The sequence below is a fragment of the Microvirga sp. 2MCAF35 genome, from assembly GCF_052115545.1.
In the GTDB taxonomy this organism is placed as follows: Bacteria; Pseudomonadota; Alphaproteobacteria; order Rhizobiales; family Beijerinckiaceae; genus Microvirga.
The window spans coordinates 1-21,519 of sequence record NZ_JBFRGW010000059.1 but is presented as its reverse complement, the minus strand read 5'-3'; the positions used below and the strand labels follow the sequence as shown (position 1 = coordinate 21,519).

Below are 21,519 nucleotides of genomic sequence, written 5' to 3'. Positions count from 1 at the left end.
TTGTTCTTGACAGATGCTGCAACCTTGGCTATATCGTTGCACAGCCTGATCCGACGAGGGGCGCGCTTCGCGAGGCGTCGCAAGTTGTGGGAGCAGGCACGGTCCTGTCCGCCGGTCACGCAGCCGGCGCCAGGAGGCCCTTGGCAGCCKTGTGCTGGTCCAAGTCTAAACGCCTAAAAGAACCGTGCGTGATGAGCAGTTCGGCTCTTCCATTTACCATTCACAGCGAGCCGGGCTGCCATCGCGCCACCCTCGATCAACCCTGAAGGCTCGCAGCACCCGCTGCGGGCCCGAAGGGGCTGGCTCTTTGACACGAATGGATCACCCCCACACCCCTGTCATGGCCGGGCCTGTCCCGGCCATCCCGATCAGTGAGGCTCGGCGTTTCAAGCAATCGGGATCACCGGCACGAGGCCGGTGATGACGTCAAGGGCGTCATCCCGGGGCCGCGTCAGCGGAGCCTGGGATCCAGAACCGCCGACGCGACAGAATGACGTGAGACACCGCGCGCCTCGTCCTCAACCATCGGCGGCTCTGGATCCCCGCCTGCGCGGGAATGACGGCGTTGCGGTGCCGGGCCCAATCCCGGGCCAACACCCGCCGCGTCATGGCCGGGCATGTCCCGACCACCGACGTCTTCGGAACCCAGCTGAATTCTCGGCCCCGGCCTCAATCCATCACGGCGGCTTTAAGGATGCACACCATGGTGGCGCGTCCGGCCGCATCGCCGATGCAGCGTACCGAATGGGGGCGGTCGCAGCGGTAACGCAGGCTTTCGCCGGCCTTCGCCTGCTGGGTCACGCCGCCGACTTCGACCTCGAACTCTCCTTCAAGGACGGACAGGCATTCCACCGAGCCGCGCTGATGGCTGTCGGAATCGAGCACGCCGCCGGGCTCGGACTGCACGTCGTACCATTGCAGCCACTCGATGGTCTTGAGCCAGCCGATGATGGCGAGACGCATTTTGCCGTCTTCCGAGACGAGGATCGGGGTGTCGGCCTTGGAGGATTTCTCGATGAAGGGCTCCTCGTCGCCCGAGGCCAGAACCCGCTCGATCGACACGTCCAGGGCCTGGCTCAGCCGCCAGATGGTGGCGAGCGTGGGGTTGGTTTCGTTCCGCTCGATCTGGCTGATGATCGACTTCGCGACGCCGGACTGCTCGGCGAGTTCCGAGAGGGACAGGTTGTAGGCCTTGCGCAAGCGCTGGATGGTCTTGCCCATGTTGCCGGACAGAACCTGTGCGCCTGTTTCCAGCTCCCGGCTCCGTTCTTTGCCCTCGACGCCCATGACTGCCTCTGTTCCGTAAAAGAGAACGTTCGTTCCTCAAAACGGTTGTGGGGTAATCGCCTGGATGGGTCAAGCGCCCGAGCGGGTGAGGCGCTTCTTTTAGGCTCAGACGCCAGGCCTTTGGGGGGTCGCCTGCAGCTCTTTCGTCCGAAAGAGCCCGAGCCGATGCTCGCGCCAGACGATGAAGAGGCCCGTCGCGGCCACGATGGTGGCACCGGTCAGCACCGTGAACGTCGGCAGGTCGTCGAACAGGAACCAGCCGAACAGGAGCGCCCAGATCATGGTGGTGTATTCGAACGGGGCGATCACGGACGTGTCCGCGTAGCGGTAGGATTGCGTGACCAGGATCTGCCCGACCCCGCCCAGGATGCCGATGAGAATGAACAGGGCAAGGTCTGGGCCATTAGGCATGCGCCAGCCCAGGACCAGGGTGCAGAGCGAGAGGCCCGATGCCATGATGAAGAAATAGAACACGATGGCACCCGTCTTCTCCGTCTCGGTCAGGCGCCGGACCTGGATCATGGCGCCGGCCGAACAGAAGGCCCCGGCGAAGGCGAGCATCGCCCCGAGCGTCGGACCCGCGTTCAGGCCCCCGCCGAAAGTGCCGACATTCAGATAGGGCGACAGCATGATCAGCACGCCGACGAAGCCGATGCCGACAGCGGACCATCGATAGGCGCGCACCGTTTCCTTGAGGAGAAGCGCCGCCAGGATCACGGCGATCAGGGGCGAGGCATAGCCGATCGCGATGGCGTCGTGGAGGGGAAGATAGGAGAGGGCGGCAAAGCCGAAATACATCGAGCTCGTGCCCATCACCCCACGCTTGAAATGGCCGAGGACGTTCTTCGTCCGCACGGCGTTGATGAGGTCCCCTTGCCATTTCAGCCAGATGAGAAGCGGCAGCAGCGCAAAGGCCGATCGGAAGAAGACAATCTCCCCCACGGGATAGCGGGCGGCGACAGTCTTGAGGGTCGCCGACATCATCGTGAAGACGACGGCGGAGATGACTTTGAGGGAGATCCCCAGGAGAGGTTTCACGGGAGGCGGATTTTCACGGCTGGCGTCGCTTGAGGGCTGCAACCAACCACGGATGGGCCGTCTCGTGAACCCCCAATCGGTGCGAAAACCCCTGCGCCGGACGCATGGGTTTAGGATCGAGCTGCCCGCGAGCGCTTGAGGTGAAAGCGAATATAGCCGATCGCCGTCAGGATCAGCCAGGCGGATTGGGTCACGAAGGATGCCAGGTTGAAGTCAAACAGGAGTGAGTAAAGGATAAGGAGCGCGCCCAGTGCGTTGAGGAGCGCATAGCGGCTGTCCTCTACTTTCAAGGTGCCCAGCTGCAGCAGCCCATAGGCCGACAGGTAGGCGACAACGCCGATCAGCCCGACGAAGTCAGGTCCGCTCATCGATGATCTCCGTTCGATCCGAAGCAGAGCCTCTATGGCAAATTGGTCGGCCGTGAAAGCGGGCTTTTGACAGCCCCGCCGTAATTGAGCTGCAGCCCACCGTCACAAAACTGCAGAAAAAGCGTCATGGGGGCGAGATACGAATCCGGTTGGCTGTCGATCAGCAAGTCCGCCGGAGGAGCCCATGGCTCAGGAAGTGAATGCTCTGCGCGTACGGACTCTGTTCCTGTCCGATCTCCATCTGGGCACGAAGGGGTGCCAGGCCGGAGCCCTGCTCGAATTCCTCAAGGCCTATGATGCCGACACGATCTATCTCGTCGGCGACATCGTCGACGGCTGGCGCCTGAAATCCGGCTGGTACTGGCCCCAGGCCCATAACGACGTCGTGCAGAAGCTCATGCGCAAGGTCCGCAAGGGCGCTCGCCTCGTCTACCTGCCCGGCAATCACGACGAGTTCCTGCGCGATTACATCGGAGTGAACCTGGGGGGCGTCGAGCTGGCGGATTACGCCTTGCACGAGACCGCCGACGGCAAGCGCTACCTCGTGATCCATGGCGATCAGTTCGACCTGGTGGTCCGCTACGCCCGCTGGCTGGCCCTCCTCGGGGACGGGGCCTACGCAGCGGCCCTGTTCGTCAACACCCATCTCAACATCGTGCGGCGGCGGCTCGGCCTGACCTATTGGTCGCTGTCGTCCTGGGCCAAGCTGAAGGTGAAGAACGCGGTGAACTACATCAGCCGCTTCGAGGAGCTTCTCGCAGCAGAAGCCCAGCGGCAGGAGGCCGACGGCGTGATCTGCGGCCATATCCACCACGCGATCATGCACGACCAGTTCGGCGTGGCCTACGTGAATACCGGCGACTGGGTCGAGTCCTGCACGGCGGTGGTCGAGCATTACGACGGATCCTTCGAGCTGATCCGGTGGACGGATGTCCAGCGCGAGGCCGCCCGCGATCAAAGCCTCGCCGAGGTGAAATTCAGCGAGAAGGCCGCCTGATGCGCCTGCTGATCGCGACCGATGCATGGCACCCACAGATCAACGGCGTGGTGCGTTCGCTGGAATACATGGCGGCCGAGGCGCCGCGCTTCGGCGCGGAGGTCGCGTTCCTCACGCCCGAGCGCTTCCGGTCACTCCCGATGCCGACCTATCCGGAAATCCGCCTGTCCCTGGTCGGGCCCGGGGCCCTCGCGAATCTTCTCGACGAGATCCGGCCGACCCATGTCCACATTGCCACGGAAGGCCCCATCGGACTGGCGACGCGGCTCGCCTGCACGCGTCAGGGACGCGCCTTCACCACGAGCTATCACACGCGCTTCCCGGAATACGTGGCGGCGCGGACCGGGATACCCGACAGGTGGTCCTATGCGGCGCTCAGGCGGTTCCATCGGGCGGCCCGCGCCATGATGGTGAGCACGCCCTCCCTGGAGCGCGAGCTGACGGGGCGCGGCTTCCGCAACATCATGCGCTGGACCCGGGGCGTCGACACGGTTCTGTTCCGGCCGAGAGGCGAGCGGATCCTGGACGCCGTCGCTCCCATCTTCCTCTATGTCGGACGGGTCGCCGTCGAGAAGAACCTGAATGCCTTCCTAAGTCTCGATCTGCCCGGCACGAAGGTGGTGGCCGGCGACGGGCCGTCCCGCGCGGAGCTCGAACGGCGCTATCCGGAGGCTCGTTTCCTCGGATCTCTCACGGGCGAGGATCTGGCACGGGTCTATGCGTCCTCGGACGTTTTCGTCTTTCCGAGCCTTACCGACACCTTCGGGATCGTGCTGATCGAGGCGCTCGCCTCTGGCCTGCCGATCGCAGCCTTTCCGGTCACGGGTCCGCTCGACGTGATCGGCTCCTCAGGCTGCGGCGCACTCAGGAGCGACCTGCGGGAGGCCGCCCTTTCCGCCCTCGACATCCCGAAGGATCGCTGCCAGGCCTATGGCGAGACCTTCACCTGGCACGAAAGCGCCCGGCAGTTCTTCTCCAATATCGAGAAAGCCCATTCCGGAAGATAACCCGCCTACATCAGGAAGGCGGGACGCGGGTGGAGATTCTGAGCCCTCTCACCCTCGAAAGGGCCAGAATCCACCGAGACTTCCGTCCGGTCGACCTCGACTCGGGTGTGATCGATCATGCCCTGGATCTCGCCTTCCAGAGCATGGAGCGTCGACACCATGAGCCGGATGCGCTGCTCGGCCGCTTCTTGGAACTCGGCCTCCGAGAGGGAATTCAGGGGATCGCCGGCTTCCAGAGCCGGGAAGGAGCGGACCTCTTCCTTGGTCTCACGGATCGAGGTGGCCATTTTCTCCAGGATGGCTCTAAAAGGCTCGAGCGCTTGAGCGTCCGGCGGCAGGACCTTTAGTTGCTCAAGGGCCTCGAGCACGGCCTGAGTATCCGCGTTGCGGTTGCGTCGGGCATATTCCTTCAGGAACCAGCGGCCTCGCGCCGTCTCCATGACGGCCGCTTCGATGGCGTTGAAATCCAGATCGCCGAACGTGACGTGGGTGTCTTCATCGGGCATGGTGTCGCAATCCATCTTTGCGGGGTTTGATTCCTGTCTCCAACAGATGTGTGCAAAGTGCCTGCAAGCTCAACCCCTGTAAGGCTTTCAGGATGAGTCTTGCACCGCGTTCTTGCTCGTGCGGTTCCGATTTTCGAGTCCAGAAGACCATAGTCCTGATGCATCCGCTCAAAGCTATCGAATTCCGCCTGGGTGCGTTGCAGGCCGCGAGCTTCACCAGCCATGGGATGTATCTGCCGTATTTCCCGCTCTGGCTGCAGAGCAAGGCCCTGTCGCCGACGGTCATTGGGTTCGTCGTCGCCATTCCCATCATCGTGCGGATCCTGGCGACCGCGCCGCTCCTGAGCCTCGCGGACCGGTCGTTGGGCGCAAGACGGCTGCTGCTGGCGAGCCATTTCGGCCAGCTGATCGGCTTTCCTCTCTTTCTGCTGGTCGATGCCACCTGGGCCATCATGGCTCTCGTGGCTATCGTCGCCGTCGCCCAGTCCTGCATCATCCCGGGCAACGACCTCGTCTCCACCAATGCGGTCCAGAAGCATCCCGGGTTGAACTACGGTCGGATCAGGGGCGCCGGCTCCGTAGCGTTCTTCATCACCAACATCGTGGGCGGATATCTGGTCGGCGCTTTCGGGCCGAACGCCGTCATCATCGCCCTGACGCTGATTCCGCTTCTCGGGCTCACGGCGACCCTGGTGGCGGTTCCGCACGAGGATCCCGAGCCCTCAAGCCAGGAAGAGGTCAGGAGAGAGGATGCGTCTCCCAAGCTGTCCAGAATCCTGTGGCTCGTGCTGATCGCGGGAGCGGTGACACAGGGAAGCCACGGGGCGCTGAACGCCTTCGCCAGCATCTACTGGCGTTCCATCGGGTTTTCCGACGCGGTCATAGGCTATTTCTGGGCAGCCGGCGTCATCGCCGAGATCCTGGTCTTCATCTATCTCGGCCGCCATGTGGGCCGGAGTTCGGGCGTCGGCCTGATCCTGATCGGCGCGGCCGCGGCGGCCATCCGTTTCACCATCATGTCCCTGCAGCCGGGAGTGGAGGTCATGTTCGTGCTGCAGACCATGCACAGCCTGTCCTTCGCAGCCACCCATATCGGCACCATGGCGGCCCTTGCGGCACTCGCTCCCATGAGCGCGAGGGGACGGGCGCAGGGGATCTACGGCTCGCTGGCCGCCCTGACGACCGCGGCGTCGACGGTCGTCAGCGGCATGATCTACGCCGAAGCGGGCGCCGGCGTCTTTGCCGCGATGGCTCCCCTGGGAGCAATCGGGTTCACGCTGATGCTAGTTGTCCTCCGCATGCAGAAGACTCAGCCCCAGAGCGCGGGCTCCGGTGGGTAGACGATGCTGCCCTCGTAGCGAAGGCCGGGCTCCCGGTCCCGGGCGAGGAGAAGCGGGCCGTCCAGGTCCACGAACCGGGCGCGGGGCGCGAGCACCAGGGCCGGCGCCATGGCGAGCGAGGTGCCGACCATGCAGCCGATCATGAGCGAGAAGCCCTTGGCCTCCGCTGCATCGGCCAAGGCGAGCGCTTCCGTCAGGCCGCCGGTCTTGTCGAGCTTGATGTTGATGACCTCGTAGAGGCCGACCAGCCGGTCGAGGCTTGCCCGGTCGTGCACGCTCTCGTCGGCCAGGATAGGAACAGGACGGGAGATCCGGCTCAGGTATCCGTCGGCCTTGGCGGGCAGGGGCTGTTCCACGAGGGCATAGCCTTCATCTGCGCAGGCCGCGAGATGCCGCTCCAGGTTGTCTTCGGTCCAACCCTCGTTGGCGTCGGCGATCAAGGTCGCCTGGGGCGCTGCCCGGCGGACCGCCCTGATCCGCTCGATATCGCCGTCGGAGGCGCCGAATTTCACCTTGAGGATCGGCCGCTCCGCCGCCTTGGTAGTGGCCTCTGCCATCCCTTCGGGCGTATCGAGGCTGATCGTGTAGGCGGTGGTGACGGGCGGCCAGCGGTTCAGCCCGGCGGTCAGGTGGGCACAGATGCCGGAGCGCTTGGCGTCCAGGTCCCAGAGGGCGCAATCGACCGCATTCCGGGCCGCGCCTGCCGGCAGGAGGTTTTGAAGCGCCTCACGGGTCAGTCCCGCCTCGATCTGAGGTCGGATGGCCCCGATGGCCGCCGCTACCCCCTCGACCGTCTCGCCGTAGCGAGGGTAGGGCACGCATTCTCCATGCCCGACGGCGCCATCTTCGGAAATCGTCGCCGTCACGACCACCGCCTCGGTCCGGGAGCCGCGGGCGATCGTGAACTTTCCGGCGATGGGGAAACGGTCGATGGAAACGGTGAGCTTACGCATTCTCTTGGCTTCTCTTCTTAACTTCGTCTCGACTTGTGGCGCAATGACACGCTATCACCAAGCGGAATCAATGCCGAAGGGATGATCGTGGCGCAGAGCACCTTGGCTCGAGAGCCGGAAGTCACAATCGACCGCGCCGATGGGCGGATGACGGCCCGGCTGGCCGGTCCCTGGACGGCTCCGCATGCCCAGAAGGTCGAGGCCCTTGTCGGTGAAATCGAGGCCGAGGCCGAGAGCTTTCCGCTCATCTTTGATCTGAGCGGCGTCGAGCGTCTCGACACCCTGGGTGCCTGGACGCTCAACCGGACCCGGCACGAGCTCTCAGCCAAAGGGCAGGTGGATTTCGCCAATGCCTCGCCCGAGCAGAAGATTCTCCTGGAAGAGGCCGCCTATCGGGATTTTCAGGGCGAGCCGAAGCCGCGTCACTCGCGGTTTGTGGATTTCCTCGTCGATGTGGGCCAGAGCGTCGCCGGCGCCGGCAAGGACATGGTCGGAGGCGTGGGCTTCCTGGGCGAACTCGTCTCGGCGATGATCCGCGTGATCCTTCATCCCCGTCGCTTCCGGGGCACGGCCGTGATCAACCAGCTGGAGCAGATCGCGTATCGGGGCGTGCCGATCATAGTCCTGATCTCGTTCCTCGTCGGCTGCATCGTGTCGCAGCAGGGTATCTTCCAGCTCGTGAAGTTCGGCGCGACGCCCTTCGTCATCGACCTGATCGGCATCCTGGTCCTGCGCGAACTCGGCGTTCTGCTGACCTCCATCATGGTGGCGGGCCGTTCGGGTTCGGCCTTCACGGCCGAGATCGGCTCCATGAAGATGCGGGAGGAAATCGATGCCCTGCGGGTCATGGGCCTCGATCCCATCGAGGTTCTCATCGTGCCGCGCATCATGGCGCTGGTGATCGGCCTGCCGCTCCTGACCTTCATCGCGTCCATCGCGGCGCTCGTCGGAGGAGGCCTCACGACCTGGGTCTATGGCGACATCAGCCCGGACATCTTCCTGAACCGCCTCCGGGCCGCCGTGGGAATGAACACATTCCTGGTCGGCATGTTCAAGGCCCCGTTCATGGCTCTGGTCATCGGCATCATCGCCACCCTGGAAGGCTTGGCCGTTGAAGGCTCCGCCGAATCCCTGGGCCGCCACGTCACATCCTCGGTGGTAAAGGCAATCTTCATGGTCATCGTGTTCGATGGTCTCTTTGCCATGTTCTTTGCAGCGATAAATTACTGAGATGATGCTCGAACGGCGCCACCCCAAATCCCTGGAGAACCGCGACGTGATCATCCGCGTCCGCGGCGTCGAGGTCGGCTTCGGAGAGAGGACGATCCTGAAGGGGCTCGATCTCGACGTCTACCGCGGAGAAATCCTGGGCTTCGTCGGCGGTTCGGGCCAGGGCAAGTCGGTCCTGACCCGGGCCATCCTGGGGCTCGTGCCCAAGCGGGCCGGCACCATCGAGGTGCTGGACCAGAATCTCGACGATCTGTCCGCCGAGGGGCGCCGGCAGCTCGAGCGGCACTGGGGCGTGCTGTTCCAGCAGGGCGCCTTGTTCTCAGCCTTGACCGTGAAGCAGAACATTCAGGTTCCGATGCGTGAATATCTGCGCCTCTCGGACCGGCTGCTCGACGAACTGGCCATGCTCAAGATCGAGATGGTGGGCCTCAATCCCGATGCGGCCGACAAGCTGCCCTCGGAGCTGTCCGGCGGCATGATCAAGCGTGCGGCCCTGGCGCGGGCTCTGGCCCTCGACCCTGAGATCGTTTTCCTCGACGAGCCCACTTCGGGTCTCGATCCCATCGGCGCTGGCGAGTTCGACGACCTTATTGCGACGTTACAGCGGACTTTAGGCCTGACAGTATTCATGGTAACCCATGACCTGGACAGCCTCTATTCGGTGTGCGACCGCATAGCGGCTCTAGGCGAGGGAAAAATTCTCGCGGAGGGTCCAATCGAGGTGATGCTGGAATCGAATCACCCGTGGCTCCGCTCTTATTTTCATGGAAAACGGGCACGCGCGGTCATGGCCGGCGGCGCGTAAGGGTAACGATGGAAACGCGCGCAAACTATGCCTTGATCGGCCTCTTCACCCTGGCGGTGATCGCAGCCGCCTTCGGCTTCGTGTACTGGTTCTCCGGCGGAGAGCGGGGACAGGCGCGCCAGAACATCCGCATCGTGTTCTCCGGCTCGGTCTCGGGCCTGTCCCAAGGATCGAGCGTGTCCTTCAACGGCCTGCGGGTCGGCGAGGTGACGAGCCTCGACCTTCTGCCGGAAGACCCGCGACGGGTGGTCGCCATCGCCACCGTCAACAGCAATACGCCGATCCGTTCCGACACCCGCGCCCGCCTGGAGTATCAGGGCCTGACCGGCGTGGCCAATGTCGGCCTGTCGGGCGGCGAGGCGGGCGCTCCGCCGCTCGTGGCCGGTCCGGGCCAGCCCATGCCGACGATCTTCGCCGACCGTTCCGACTTCCAGGACCTCATCGAGACCGCGCGCAACATCGCCCGTCGGGCCGACGACGTGCTCGAGCGGGTCGGCCGGGTCATTGCCGACAACGAGGGATCCATCAACCGCACGGTCCAGAACGTGGAGCGCTTCTCGCAGGCCCTAGGCGAGAACGCCGAGGGTATCGACCGCTTCCTGGCCCAGATCGGCCAAGCGGCCGAGAAGGTCGGACCGCTGGCGGAGAAGCTCGAGACATTGGCGACGAATGTCGATGAAGTGGTGCGCGCCGTCGACCGCCAGCGGGTCGCCCGCATCGTCGAGAATGTCGACAACTTCACCGCCGCATTGGGCGAAAACCGTCAGGTGGTGAGCGAAGCCCTCAAGGATGCGGCGAGCCTGGTCGACCGCCTGAACGAAACGGCCCCGAAACTCGATTCGGCCGTGGCCGAGATTGCGGAGATTACAAAGGCTGTCGATCCGGCGAAGATCAGCCGTACGGTCGACAATGTGGACACCTTCACCCAGACCCTAAGCCGTCGCAGCCCGGACATCGACAAGGCCATTCAGGAAGCGCGCTCCATCACCGAGAAGCTCAATAAATCGGCCGACAAGATCGACAGCGTTCTGGCCGGTGCCGAGAAGTTCCTCGGCTCGGCTTCCGGCGAAGCCGGCAAGGGGGCTTTCGATGAAATCCGCTCCGCGGCCGTGGCCGTGCGCGAGCTCGCCAACGACCTCAATACCCGGACCGAGGGCATTCAGGGCATCCTCGGTGGCGTCAACCGGTTCACGGAATCGGGATTGCGGGAGTATGAGGCTCTGGCCGTCGAAGGCCGCAAGACCCTGGGCGATATCAGCCGGGCGGTCCGCAGCATCGAGCGTAATCCACAGCAGTTTATTTTCGGTGGCAGCTCCAATCTCCCCCAATACAATGGACGCCGTTAAGTAACCTTTATGCGTGGATCCTCAGTGTCTCTCCCCCAGACTGAACGAGCCGGCCTGCTGCGGGGCCTTGCCCCGGTGCTGGTTCTGGCTGCCCTGACCGGCGCCTGCTCGTCAGGTCCCGCACCGGCGACTTTCGACCTGTCGGCGCCGACCTCCCGAATCCGGGGAGCGGCCGGCGTTCAGCTTCTGGTCAATGAACCGGCGGCCCTTCAGGCGCTCTCGACCCAGCAGATCCTGGTGAAGGATGCGAGCGGTTCCGTGTCGTTCATCGGGGGAGGGCAATGGGCCGACAACCTGCCGCGCCTCATTCAGACGCGCCTGATCAACACGTTCGAGAACGCCTCTCAGCTCCGGGGCGTGTCCCGCCCGAGCAGCGGCGCCGTGGCTGACGCCCAGCTCATCTCCGAACTGCGCCGGTTCGAGATCGCGACCCCCGGGAATGAGGCCGTGGCCGAGATCTCCGTGAAGATCGTCGCCGACCAGAACGGCCGTATCGTCAACGGTCGCATCTTCCGCGCCAGTGTACCGGCCAGCGCCGTGGACGCCCCGAATGCCGCCCGCGCCCTCGACGAGGCGCTGTCGGTCGTTATGCTCGACATCGTGCGCTGGGTGAGCGGAAGCCATCTGCCCCGGCGGGAGGATCCCAGCGACGTCAGCAGCCAGTCGCAGGCGCCTGGCAAGGAACAGGCGCCGACCTGACGGGGCTTTCGCCACCAACTTAGTGATCGATCCTGCAAACCCTAAACAAGCCGGCCCGCTCGCCTCAACAACCGCCCGGCACGCAGGAGGTGCGGTCGGTCGAGCATCTCGCCGTTGACGCCGACGACGCCTGCCCCCGGATGGGCCTTGAAGGCATCGATCACGGCCTCGGCCCGCGCAACGGCTTCGGGCGAGGGCGTGAAGGCCTCGTTGATCACAGGCACCTGGGCGGGATGGATCGCCATCTTGGCGACAAACCCGTCCCGGCGGGCGGTTCGGCACTCGGCTTCAAGGCCGGCCGTGTCGCGGAAATTGGTGAACACTGAATCGATCGCGTCAACACCCGCCGCTGCAGCGCCGAGAAGTGTGAGGGAGCGGGCGAGCCGGTACGGGTCCGTATAGGCTCCGTCCTCTCCGCGATTGGCCTCGGCACCAAGATCGGCTGATAGATCCTCGCCGCCCCAGGTCAGGCCCATGAGGCGATGGCTCGCGCCGGCGAATGTGCCGAGCGCGAAGACGCCGGCGGCATTCTCCGTGGCAATAGCGAGAATGCGTGTCTCCCCATCCTCCAGGCCGAATTCCGCTTCCCTGACCGCCAGCTTGGCGCCGAGATGCGCCACGTCAGGGCCGCCGACCGTCTTGGGCAGTACGATCCCGTCGGGCGCAGAGCGCATGACGCCGTCGAGATCCGCATCGATGAGGCCCGTCGTCAGTCCGTTGACGCGCACGAAGAGGCGGGGACGTTGGGCCTCCTTGCCCTTCTCGGCAAGAAAGGCGGCGGTGATGCGTCGCGCTTCCTCCTTGGCGTCGAGGGCGACCGAATCCTCGAGATCGATCAGAAGCACATCGGCTCCCGAACTCATGCCTTTCTCGAGCTTCTTCTGGCTGTCGCCCGGTACGAAAAGCAGTGACCGCATCATGCGCTCCTCTTGCGCATGAAGGCCTGCCGGCGGCATTCGGCCACGAGGGTTCCGTCCTGCTTGTAGGCGCGGTGGATGAAGTCGACGATGCCCGCATCGGGGCGCGATTTCGACTCGCGCTTGGCGATGATCTCGGTCGTCGCGTTGATCGTGTCGCCTTCGAACAGCGGCGCGGGAAACTTCACGTCCGTCATGCCGAGATTGGCAATGGTCGTGCCAACCGTGGTGTCGTTGACCGAGATGCCAATGAGGAGGCCGAGGGTGAAGAGTGAGTTCATGAGCGGCTTGCCCCATTCCGTCTCGGTGGCGCAGAAATGCGCGTCGATGTGGAGCGGCTGCGGGTTCAGGGTCATGTTGGAGAACAGCATGTTGTCCATCTGCGTCACCGTCCTGGTCAGGCGGTGCTTGATGGTCTTGCCGACGACGAAATCCTCGAAGTAAAGGCCGCCCCTGGGGTGCCTGCTCTCATCGCTCATGACGTGACCTCATCGTTTTGACCGGCATGCTGGCGGCCATGCCTTCGCTGCATCAATAGCCGAATTGTTCCCGCAGGATGCGCTCGTCCAGGCTGTGGCCGGGATCGTGCAGCATCACCAGATCGACGCTTCGATCCATGGAGACATGCACGTGAGAGACGTTGCGAAATTCCGTGTGGTCGGCCACCGCGCTGACAGGACGGTTTCCGGAGTCCAAAACCTCGATCTGAATCTTGGCGTAGTCCGGCAGGAGCGCTCCGCGCCAGCGCCGGGGGCGGAAGGCGGAAATCGGCGTCAGGGCGAGCAGCGGCGCATTGAGCGGCAGGATCGTCCCGCCGACTGAGAGATTGTAGGCGGTCGATCCGGCCGGTGTCGCAACCAGGATTCCGTCGGCGATGAGTTCGGCGATCCGGACGTGGGAATCGACGCTGATGCGCAGCTTCGCGGCTTGGTAGGTTTGCCGCAGCATGGAGACTTCGTTGATGGCTCGCGCCGTATGAGCCACTCCGTGCACGTCCCAGGCCACCATCAGCAGAGGGTGCACGACGCTGCGTTCGGCCTCTTCCAGGCGCTCGAACAGGTCCTCTTCCCGATAATCGTTCATCAGGAAGCCGACGGTGCCTTTGTTCATGCCGTAGATGGGCTTGGACGTGCCCATGAACCTGTGTAGGCTCTGCAGCATCAAGCCGTCGCCGCCGAGGGCCACGATGACGTCGGCCTCTTCGGGCACGGCATTGGCATAGAGGCTCTGCAGGGTCTTCAGTGCGCTTTGAGCGTCGGGCGCGTCACTGGCGACGAATGCGATATTGTTGAAGCGGCGGGCCATGCCCAGTTACCCTCGTGGCGTCCCATCGGATGCGGAGGACAGGCATAGCATGGATCGCCCACTTCTCGTCTATACGACCTTTCCCGATGTGGACATCGCCCTCGCGACGGGGGAATCGCTCGTCCGGGACCAGCTGATCGCCTGCATCAACGTGGTGCCGGGGATGCAATCGGTCTATGCCTGGAAGGGCAGCATCGAGCGGGGCCAGGAGGCGGTCGCCATCCTGAAGACCGTCAAGAGCCTTCAGGATCAGGTGCATCGGGCCCTCAAGGAGAGACATCCCTACGAGACGCCGGTCATTCTCTTCATCGAGCCGACCGGCGCTGATGCGGCCACCCTGGAGTGGCTTCTCGGGGAAACGGCGGGAGCCAGGCTTTAAACGGCCGAACTCCATTGCACCGGCACAAAGCGGAAGCCGTTGCCCTCCTTCGCGATATGACCCGTGGCCGGGAAGGGGGCGTGATAGAAGGCGACCTGCGCCCGCTCGGAGGCGGCCGTGTCGAGCATCCTGCGGCGGGTGGCGCGCGCCTGGTCCGCATCCATGTCGAAGATGGCGGACCAGTCCGGGTTGCGCACGAAGAGGTCGGGGTGGTTTGCCGTGTCGGAAAGGATCAGCAGCCGTCCGGATCCCGAGGAGAGCATGTAGGCCGTGTGGCCAGGGGTGTGACCGGGAGCGGCAATGCTCGTCAGGCCGGGCACGACCTCCTTGCCCATTTCGTACTGCTTCACGTCCTTGGCGATGGGGCCGAAGACTCGGCGCGCGCCCTGGAAGCCGCCTCTTGCCCCTTCCGGAGCCTGGTTCATCCGCGCGTCGTCCATCCAGAAGGCCCACTCGGCAGCCGGCACCATGATCTCGGCATTAGGGAAGACCGCCGTGCCGTCCTTCAGGCGCAGGCCGTTGATATGGTCGCCATGGAAATGGCTGATGACGACGGTGTTTACCTGAGCAGGGTCAAATCCGGCCGCGCGGAAATTCGCCATCCAGCGGCCGGTCGTCGGGGCACCCGAGTCGCCGTTGCCGGTATCGATGACGGTCAGACGGCCGCCATTGTTGAGCACCAGGCCGGTGAAGGTGTTCTGGATAGTGTCCTGGGGCAGAAACGCCTCACGGGCCGCCTGCTGAACGGCCGGGAGCTCGGCATTGCGGATGAACCCTTCGAGAGGGCGCGGCGCCGAACCGTCATTGATGGCCGTGACCTCGATGTCGCCGACCTTGTAGCGATAGAAGCCGGGTGCCTGACGCGTGCCGGATCCCTGTGCGGCAGAGGACGGCGAGGTGGATTGGGCCAGGGCGGGACCTGCGAGGGGAGCAGCCGTGAAGGCGGTGCTGGCAAGGACTGTACGGCGCGTAATGGTCATGAATGTCTCCAGGCATGGGAGAGGAAGCCTAGAATGGGTCCGCTTGGAGACAAGGGACCAGATCCTCACAAGTCAGAGAGCAGGGCGTGATACCGCGCTGGCCAGATGATGCAGGGCAATCCCGCTCGTGGTCGCCACATTCAGTGAATCGAACCCGCCGCTCATGGGAATGGAGACGGTGCGCGTCCGGGCGAGAAGCGAGGGCGGCAACCCTGGTCCTTCCGCCCCGAGGAGCAGGGCCGTTCGTGGTGAGGGCTGGACGTGAGAGAGGATCTCCTTGCCGGACGGCGACAAGGAGATCACGTCGAAGGAGGCCGCCTGCAGCGCCTGCACCATCGCATCGGCGGACGATACCCGTGTAAAGGGCACCACCAGCGCTCCACCGACCGAGACGCGGATGGCCTTGCGGTAAAGCGGGTCGCAGGTCTCCCGGTCTAACAGCACCGCTCCGGCGCCGAAGGCGGCCGCATTGCGGAAAATGCCGCCGACATTGTCATGGTTCGCCAAGCCGACCAGCCCGACCACCAGCGCCTTCTCGGGCAGCTGCGAGAGCAATTCCTCGACTGGCGGCAGGGGAGCCCTGTGAGCAATAGCCAGGATGCCTCGGTGAATCGGAAATCCCACGATGGCGTCCATCACGGCCCGGTTCGCCGTGTAGACCGGAGTTTCCGGGGAAAGCAGGTCCAGGGCATCGCCCAGGGTTTCGAGCCGGCTTTCTGCCAGCAGGAGCGATTCGATCTTGAACCGGAACTGCTTCAAAAGAACCCTAAGGACCACTTCCCCTTCCGCCACGAAGCGGTGCTCCCGTCCGGCGAGGTCACGCTCCCGCACGGCACGATAGGCCTCGATCCTTGGGTCGTCGGGGTCTGAAACAGGAATCGGCATGGAACTCGTCGATCTGGGAAGGCTCACATTTCCCGCCTGTCTAATCCTCACAGGCGGCTTTGCCTATGCGCAACCGTTCCGGGAACAACGACTTGGCATCCCTGGTAGCCCCATCGGAAGCTTGGACTGCCCTATGCAGTCCTGAGCAGGGAGACGATAGATGGATTGGGACATCGCGGACGGTTGGGTGTAGGCCCTGGTCATCATCGGCGGGCCTTTGCTGATCGGCACCTTCATGGCCGTTTACAGTAGCCGACGCCGTAGGCTGAACCGCGTCGAGCAGGAAGTGTCGGATCAGGTTGCTCACGAGAACTGGGGCAAAGAGCAGATTCGGTGAGATCCGAAATGCCTGTGCGTTGAGCCATGAAGCACAGGCCTTCCGACCGCCAGTGATGAAGCTTTCGTTGGTTGGTCAAACCAGCGAAACGATCTTGGGTCTAAAAACCGGCGAGTTCCCTCGACAGCCTGTTTGTCATGACGGCAACGACAATGGCAGAGGCTACGGCCGCCGAGCCCATCACGTTCAACAAGAGCACATCCACGTGCGCCTCCATCATGATCTGAAGCGCATAGCCTAGGTGTATTCCCGAGAAGCTCTGCCTGGGCAGGCGGGCTACCCCGGCGGACGATCCAAAATGGCCGGCCGGAAGGCCTCTCAATTCATGCCGGCGCTCTCGATTAGCCCCAGAGCGCGACCGCCCCTGCAAGCAAGCTCCCGCTGCAGGGCTGAAGCCTGAAGCTTGGCACTAAGCGACTGACGCGCTATGCCGGGATATGCTCAAGCTTGAAGAAGGGCGATCCGGCCAAACCCTCGGGGCGAACGGCTCCTCACTCGATCTGCAGGACGACCTGGGAAGCCTCACGAAGGACATCAACGACCTCAAACGGCGAATCTCCGCCCAAGTCACGCTCGTTCAGGAGCTTGCGTGGGAGGCCCAGGCGACGGAGAGCGCCAAGGCGGAGCTGCACAGGATGCAAGAGACGCTCAGGGATTGGTGCGCACACCAGGATCTGCTTGTGAAGCTTCAAGCGACACAGATTTAGTTCGTCTGGATCGGGAATAAGCCAGGCCCTCCATCGTTTACCGATAAAGTTGTGATGGGGCGCGTTATGGATGCCGACGACACGAGATCTCTTTGGCTTGCCTTGATGGCTGCCCTCGGGCTGAGTTTCCTGGCCCTGCTTGTGGCCGTCTATTTGAGCCTCGCCCTGAACTGAGGCGCTTCGTCCTCTCTCAACATTGGCCGGAAGATGAGCCAGCGACAAGCGCGCATCAGCGTCCTGTCGAACGGGGACGCATTCCCGAATTCCATTGTCGCTGAAGGGTTTGTGCCACTCAAAAGGTGAGAGTGGTGCCGGTGGAGAGGATCGAACTCCCGACCTTCGGTTTACAAAACCGCTGCACTACCGCTGTGCTACACCGGCCGATGTCACGGTGCTCAGGTAGCAGTCCGTGAAGCGCTACGCAAGTTCCACACAAACGTAAATATTTAGTGTTCCAGCACACCGAAACTATGACCGGACTATGGAATTGTCAGGAAAACATGGTCATGGAGTTGGTGTCATGAAGGTCTCAGGGGCTTCAGTTGGGAAAAAGAACTCGCCATTCGCTGCTTTCAAAGTTCTCGCCGTGCTGACGGTTGCTCTTGGTTTCAGCATTTCTGCAGATCAGGCGCAGGCCTCTCACGTGGGACACGGTGCGGCGGCCAAGCCCGAGAAGCAGGCCTCGGCGAAGGTTGCCGCGACGGATGTGGAGACCACGTCTTCCATCGAGACGAAAACCGCGGATGACAACGCTTGCAGCATTTCCCGCAAGCGACTTTTCGTGGAAGGTGAGGGCTGGATCGTTCGCCGCGTGTCGACCTGCTACTGAACGGCCAATTCTTTAGAACGGTCAAATGAAAAGCCCCGCCGTGAGGCGGGGCTTTCCTTTGTGAACCGTTCTGTTGAGGGTTAGCGCTTCGCGCCGACTCCTTCGAAGGTCATGATGTCCCGGTCCTTGGTTTCCGGCACGAAGAGCAGGCCGACCACGAAGGTCACCAGGGCGATCACGATGGGGTACCAGAGGCCGTAGTAGATGTCTCCGGTCGCTGCCACCATCGCAAAGGCCGTGGGAGGCAGGAGGCCGCCGAACCAGCCATTGGCGATGTGATAGGGCAGGGACATCGCGGTGTAGCGGATACGGGTGGGGAAGAACTCCACCAGGGCCGCCGCGATGGGGCCGTACACCATCGTGACGTAGATCACGAAGAGCGTCAGGATGCCGATGGCCTTCAGGGCCTGGGTGTTGCCGAGAGCCGCAAAGAAGCCGTCGACCTTCACGATGCTCGGATCGCCCGCCTTCGGATAGCCCGCGTCCGCCGCAGCCGCCGTGAAGGCGGTGATGTTCGCCGGGATAGCATCCGCAATTGGGATCTCCTTGCCATTGAACGTCACCTTCGGAGCGGTGCCGGATGCAGCCGGAACGAGCTCGTATTTGACGGCGGAGCGGGCCAGGGCCACGCGGGCGACGTCGCACTTCGCCGTGAAGGTGCGGATGCCCACCGGATCGAACACCGAGCCGCAGGAGGCCGGATCTGCAACGACCTGAACCTTTGCCGTTTCAAGGGCTTGGGCCAGACGTGGGCTGGCCACGTTCGTGAGAGCGCCGAAGAGCGGGAAGTAGGTGATCGCCGCAATCAGGCAGCCGCCGAGAATCACCGGCTTGCGGCCGATCTTGTCCGACAGCGCACCGAAGATGACGAAGCCGGCGGTGCCGAGGAGCAGCGACCAGGCGATCAGCACGTTGGAGGTGAGCAGATCGACCTTCAGGATGCTCTGGATGAAGAACAGGGCATAGAACTGGCCCGTGTACCATACCACGGCCTGGCCGATCGCGAGGCCGACAAGGGCGATGAGCACCATCTTGAGGTTGCTCCACTGACCGAACGCCTCCTTCAAGGGAGCCTTTGACTGCGTGCCCTCTTCCTTCATCTTCTTGAAGGCCGGCGATTCCTGCATCTGGAGACGAATCCAGACCGAGATGCCGAGGAGGACGACGGAGAGCAGGAACGGAATGCGCCAGCCGGCGATCGGCCAGCCTTCACCAGTCTGGAAGCCCTGCTCGCCCATCCAGGTGCGGAGGACGAGGATGACGACCAGCGAGAGCAGCAGGCCGACCGTGGCCGTGATCTGGATGAAGCTGGTGTAAAAGCCGCGACGGCCCACCGGAGCGTGCTCAGCTACGTAAACCGCGGCTCCGCCGTACTCGCCGCCGAGCGCCAGGCCCTGGAGCATGCGCAGGGCGATCAGCACCACGGGCGCGACCCAGCCGATCTGGTTGTAGCTGGGCAGCAGGCCGACCAGGAAGGTGGAGCAGCCCATGATCAGAATGGTAATCAGGAAGGTATATTTCCGGCCGACGAGGTCGCCGATGCGGCCGAACACGAGGGCGCCGAACGGGCGCACCAGGAAGCCGGCCGCGAAAGCCAGAAGGGCGAAGACGTTACGGGTCGTCACGTCGAAGGCGGAGAAGAATTGTGCGCCGATGATCGTGGCGAGAGAGCCGTAAAGATAGAAATCATACCATTCGAAGACGGTACCGAGGGAGGAGGCCAGGATGACCTTCTTTTCCTCACGCGTCATCGGCCGCGTCGCGGTAGCCGCATGAGGCGTAGTAGCTGCTGTTGCCATAGGGTTCCCTTCCATTCATTCCCGGTTTTCCGGGTTCTGAACCGCAAGCCGTGCACTGCAGGCCTGGGCCGCGGCATCGTGGCTGCGCTTCGCAACCAAGAATCCAACGGATGGAAGGCTATCGTCGACCTGCCTTTCCACAATTCACAATTGGTATTTGCGACTTCCGTCTAAGAAGCGGCTGAAGAAGGGTGATTGTCTAGTCTTGGCAATTATTTAGAAAGGCATCGGCCGTCACTTGCGGGCGGTTTTGGAGGCTCCCTTGACCACAGCATAAAGGCTGATTGCGGCTGCGTTCGAGACGTTCAGGCTCTTGATCGCCCCGGGCATGTCGAGCCGGCCGATGACGTCGCAGCATTCGCGCGTCCTCTGCCTCAATCCCTTGCCTTCGGAGCCCAGCACGAGGACGACGGGCAGCTTGATCTCGACCTCGTCGAGATTGGCATCGCCGGACGAATCGAGCCCGATTCGCTGAAAGCCCCGTTCGCCGAGGGCGTTGAGCGTGTCGCCGAGGTTGCGCACGATCATGAAGGGGACGTGCTCGAGGCCGCCCGATGCCGATTTGGCCAGAACGCCCGTGGCGGCAGGGCTGTGCCGGGCCGTGGTGATGATGGCCTCGACGTCAAAGGCGGCGGCCGTGCGGACGATGGCGCCCACATTGTGCGGGTCGGTGATCTGGTCGAGGGCGAGCACGACGCGTTCGCCGCTCAGGGTGTCGACCGACGGAGAGGGCAGGGGATCGGCCTCAGCATAGAGGCCTTGATGCACCGCGTCCGGCTCCAGGAGGCGGTTGATCTCGTCCGGGCGGACGATCTCAGGTTCGACGGGCAGGGGAGAATTCAATTCCTCGCTGAGGCGGCGGGCGGAGTTCTCCGTCGCCAGCAGACGACGAATCGTCCGCTTGCCGTTGCGGATCGCCTCGACGACGGGATGCCAGCCATACAGGATCGTCGTGTCGATCTCGAAGTTCGGGCGTCTGGCATGGGCATCGCGGCGACCGGGTTTCCCGTGGGGGCGCTGGAATCTCGGCTTGCGGGACTGGAAGGGACGGTCGCTCATGCTGTTCGGATCTCGCTTGGTGAAGGAAGCGCCATAGCACAGGGAGCGCCGGTTCACGACCCGTCAGATTTCGTCACGCTTTGGAGTTGACACCGGCCATGCAGGTCACCATAAGAGCGCCACGGAGCGCTTGGCCAGGTCGGGCGCTTCGCAGAACAGCCTCGGCGTTTTGCGTTCGGGTTGGGTCTCAAGGGGGAATGTCCCGAGCGGCAAAGGGGGCGGACTGTAAATCCGCTGGCTATGCCTTCGTAGGTTCGAGTCCTACTTCCCCCACCACCCAATCAGAAGGGCATGCGGGTGTAGCTCAATGGTAGAGCAGCAGCCTTCCAAGCTGAATACGAGGGTTCGATTCCCTTCACCCGCTCCACCTTCCGCGATCCCGACCGATCAGCTTGTAATTTGGGGTTTCAGCGCCTTTATACAGGTCGAACCTGCCCGGCGGGGAGGTGCCTGACAATCCGGTTCCCGCAGGTTCGAGGATCGGGTTATCCGTCATTACGTTCTGCAATATCGAAATTCGCTCTTGCACAAAGAGCATAACCGCAATATCGGACGCCCCTGGGTTTTTTGTTCCTGGCCTATGCAAGGTAGAGATCAATGGCGAAGGAAAAGTTTGAGCGCAACAAGCCGCACTGCAACATTGGGACGATTGGTCACGTGGACCATGGCAAGACGTCTCTGACGGCGGCGATCACGAAGGTTCTGGCGGAGTCGGGCGGGGCGACGTTCACGGCGTACGACCAGAT

General features: G+C 63.4%; 23 protein-coding genes and 3 tRNA genes. 13 read left to right on the top strand and 13 right to left on the bottom strand.

What is annotated here, in order from left to right; translation table 11 throughout:
• Positions 1-669 precede the first annotated feature (669 nt).
• The 3 genes from AB4097_RS20355 to AB4097_RS20345 all read right to left on the bottom strand — a co-directional run bounded on the left by AB4097_RS20355 (position 670) and on the right by AB4097_RS20345 (position 2,693).
• Complete coding sequence (locus AB4097_RS20355) at positions 670-1,287, bottom strand: helix-turn-helix domain-containing protein (protein WP_442042916.1); 618 nt, start codon at positions 1,285-1,287, stop codon at positions 670-672.
• A gap of 105 nt (positions 1,288-1,392) precedes the next feature.
• The gene (locus AB4097_RS20350; protein ID WP_442042914.1) at positions 1,393-2,325 is read right to left on the bottom strand and encodes a DMT family transporter; all 933 of its coding nucleotides are present in this window, start codon (positions 2,323-2,325) and stop codon (positions 1,393-1,395) included.
• A 110-nt stretch (positions 2,326-2,435) separates the two neighbouring features.
• Positions 2,436-2,693, bottom strand: a complete 258-nt coding sequence (locus AB4097_RS20345) for a CBU_0592 family membrane protein (protein WP_442042912.1) — start codon at positions 2,691-2,693, stop codon at positions 2,436-2,438.
• Positions 2,694-2,877: 184 nt separating this feature from the next.
• Between AB4097_RS20345 and AB4097_RS20340 the strand changes: the two genes are divergently transcribed.
• A complete protein-coding gene (locus tag AB4097_RS20340) occupies positions 2,878-3,690 on the top strand; it encodes a UDP-2,3-diacylglucosamine diphosphatase (RefSeq protein ID WP_442042910.1) in 813 nt (270 codons plus the stop codon).
• Positions 3,690-4,697 (top strand): glycosyltransferase family 4 protein, encoded by a 1,008-nt coding sequence (locus tag AB4097_RS20335; protein WP_442042908.1) that lies wholly within the window; start codon positions 3,690-3,692, stop codon positions 4,695-4,697. Before AB4097_RS20340 ends, AB4097_RS20335 begins: the two co-directional genes overlap by 1 nt.
• A 5-nt stretch (positions 4,698-4,702) precedes the next feature.
• Here the strand turns inward: AB4097_RS20335 and AB4097_RS20330 are convergent, their stop codons facing one another.
• Positions 4,703-5,203, bottom strand: coding sequence for a hypothetical protein (locus AB4097_RS20330; protein WP_442042906.1), 501 nt, complete (start codon positions 5,201-5,203; stop codon positions 4,703-4,705).
• Positions 5,204-5,361: 158 nt separating this feature from the next.
• Here AB4097_RS20330 and AB4097_RS20325 point away from each other — a divergent pair, with 158 nt between their 5' ends.
• On the top strand, positions 5,362-6,543 hold the full coding sequence (locus AB4097_RS20325) for an MFS transporter (RefSeq protein WP_442042904.1): 1,182 nt from the start codon (positions 5,362-5,364) through the stop codon (positions 6,541-6,543).
• Here AB4097_RS20325 and dgcA read toward each other — a convergent pair.
• Entirely contained in the window at positions 6,513-7,496 is a 984-nt protein-coding gene (gene dgcA / locus AB4097_RS20320) for an N-acetyl-D-Glu racemase DgcA (protein ID WP_442042902.1), read from the bottom strand. The genes AB4097_RS20325 and dgcA overlap by 31 nt on opposite strands.
• A gap of 81 nt (positions 7,497-7,577) precedes the next feature.
• Here dgcA and AB4097_RS20315 point away from each other — a divergent pair, with 81 nt between their 5' ends.
• Genes AB4097_RS20315 through AB4097_RS20300 form a run of 4 tightly spaced genes read left to right on the top strand, consistent with a single transcriptional unit; the run spans position 7,578 to position 11,576 of the window.
• Positions 7,578-8,726: an ABC transporter permease gene (locus tag AB4097_RS20315; RefSeq protein WP_442042900.1), complete on the top strand. Its 1,149-nt coding sequence runs from the start codon at positions 7,578-7,580 to the stop codon at positions 8,724-8,726.
• 4 nt (positions 8,727-8,730) lie between these two features.
• A complete protein-coding gene (locus AB4097_RS20310) occupies positions 8,731-9,531 on the top strand; it encodes an ABC transporter ATP-binding protein (protein WP_442042918.1) in 801 nt (266 codons plus the stop codon).
• 8 nt (positions 9,532-9,539) lie between these two features.
• Entirely contained in the window at positions 9,540-10,877 is a 1,338-nt protein-coding gene (locus AB4097_RS20305; RefSeq protein ID WP_442042898.1) for an MlaD family protein, read from the top strand.
• A 24-nt stretch (positions 10,878-10,901) separates the two neighbouring features.
• The gene (locus AB4097_RS20300) at positions 10,902-11,576 is read left to right on the top strand and encodes an ABC-type transport auxiliary lipoprotein family protein (RefSeq protein WP_442042896.1); all 675 of its coding nucleotides are present in this window, start codon (positions 10,902-10,904) and stop codon (positions 11,574-11,576) included.
• A 41-nt stretch (positions 11,577-11,617) separates the two neighbouring features.
• Here the strand turns inward: AB4097_RS20300 and AB4097_RS20295 are convergent, their stop codons facing one another.
• From AB4097_RS20295 to AB4097_RS20285, 3 genes are read right to left on the bottom strand one after another with little or no spacing between them, the layout of a single operon-like run.
• Positions 11,618-12,493 carry an HpcH/HpaI aldolase/citrate lyase family protein gene (locus AB4097_RS20295; RefSeq protein WP_442042894.1) on the bottom strand — a complete coding sequence of 292 codons (876 nt, stop codon included), beginning with the start codon at positions 12,491-12,493 and terminating at the stop codon, positions 11,618-11,620.
• On the bottom strand, positions 12,493-12,972 hold the full coding sequence (locus AB4097_RS20290; RefSeq protein ID WP_442042892.1) for a MaoC family dehydratase: 480 nt from the start codon (positions 12,970-12,972) through the stop codon (positions 12,493-12,495). Before AB4097_RS20290 ends, AB4097_RS20295 begins: the two co-directional genes overlap by 1 nt.
• Positions 12,973-13,024: 52 nt before the next feature.
• Positions 13,025-13,798 carry an NAD kinase gene (locus tag AB4097_RS20285; RefSeq protein WP_442042890.1) on the bottom strand — a complete coding sequence of 258 codons (774 nt, stop codon included), beginning with the start codon at positions 13,796-13,798 and terminating at the stop codon, positions 13,025-13,027.
• A gap of 49 nt (positions 13,799-13,847) precedes the next feature.
• Here AB4097_RS20285 and cutA point away from each other — a divergent pair, with 49 nt between their 5' ends.
• Positions 13,848-14,177, top strand: coding sequence for a divalent-cation tolerance protein CutA (gene cutA, locus AB4097_RS20280; RefSeq protein WP_442042888.1), 330 nt, complete (start codon positions 13,848-13,850; stop codon positions 14,175-14,177).
• Here cutA and AB4097_RS20275 read toward each other — a convergent pair.
• Both AB4097_RS20275 and AB4097_RS20270 read right to left on the bottom strand, forming a co-directional pair.
• Positions 14,174-15,157: an MBL fold metallo-hydrolase gene (locus AB4097_RS20275; protein WP_442042886.1), complete on the bottom strand. Its 984-nt coding sequence runs from the start codon at positions 15,155-15,157 to the stop codon at positions 14,174-14,176. The genes cutA and AB4097_RS20275 overlap by 4 nt on opposite strands.
• A gap of 72 nt (positions 15,158-15,229) precedes the next feature.
• On the bottom strand, positions 15,230-16,042 hold the full coding sequence (locus AB4097_RS20270; protein ID WP_442042884.1) for a TrmH family RNA methyltransferase: 813 nt from the start codon (positions 16,040-16,042) through the stop codon (positions 15,230-15,232).
• A 774-nt stretch (positions 16,043-16,816) separates the two neighbouring features.
• On the opposite strand from AB4097_RS20270, the gene AB4097_RS20265 reads away from it, so the two are divergent.
• On the top strand, positions 16,817-17,086 hold the full coding sequence (locus tag AB4097_RS20265) for a hypothetical protein (RefSeq protein WP_442042882.1): 270 nt from the start codon (positions 16,817-16,819) through the stop codon (positions 17,084-17,086).
• 306 nt (positions 17,087-17,392) lie between these two features.
• Here AB4097_RS20265 and AB4097_RS20260 read toward each other — a convergent pair.
• Positions 17,393-17,467 (bottom strand) — tRNA-Thr (locus AB4097_RS20260).
• 139 nt (positions 17,468-17,606) lie between these two features.
• Between AB4097_RS20260 and AB4097_RS20255 the strand changes: the two genes are divergently transcribed.
• Positions 17,607-17,915, top strand: coding sequence for a hypothetical protein (locus AB4097_RS20255; protein ID WP_442042880.1), 309 nt, complete (start codon positions 17,607-17,609; stop codon positions 17,913-17,915).
• Between the two features lie 80 nt (positions 17,916-17,995).
• Here the strand turns inward: AB4097_RS20255 and AB4097_RS20250 are convergent, their stop codons facing one another.
• Together AB4097_RS20250 and AB4097_RS20245 are read right to left on the bottom strand one after the other, a co-directional pair.
• Complete coding sequence (locus tag AB4097_RS20250) at positions 17,996-19,714, bottom strand: MFS transporter (RefSeq protein WP_442042878.1); 1,719 nt, start codon at positions 19,712-19,714, stop codon at positions 17,996-17,998.
• Between the two features lie 234 nt (positions 19,715-19,948).
• Positions 19,949-20,773 carry a TrmH family RNA methyltransferase gene (locus AB4097_RS20245; RefSeq protein ID WP_442042876.1) on the bottom strand — a complete coding sequence of 275 codons (825 nt, stop codon included), beginning with the start codon at positions 20,771-20,773 and terminating at the stop codon, positions 19,949-19,951.
• A gap of 191 nt (positions 20,774-20,964) precedes the next feature.
• On the opposite strand from AB4097_RS20245, the gene AB4097_RS20240 reads away from it, so the two are divergent.
• The 3 genes from AB4097_RS20240 to AB4097_RS20230 all read left to right on the top strand — a co-directional run.
• A tRNA-Tyr gene (locus tag AB4097_RS20240) sits at positions 20,965-21,049 on the top strand.
• Between the two features lie 17 nt (positions 21,050-21,066).
• A tRNA-Gly gene (locus AB4097_RS20235) sits at positions 21,067-21,140 on the top strand.
• A 230-nt stretch (positions 21,141-21,370) separates the two neighbouring features.
• The coding region (locus AB4097_RS20230; RefSeq protein ID WP_441969905.1) for a GTP-binding protein at positions 21,371-21,519 on the top strand (149 nt) is incomplete at its 3' end.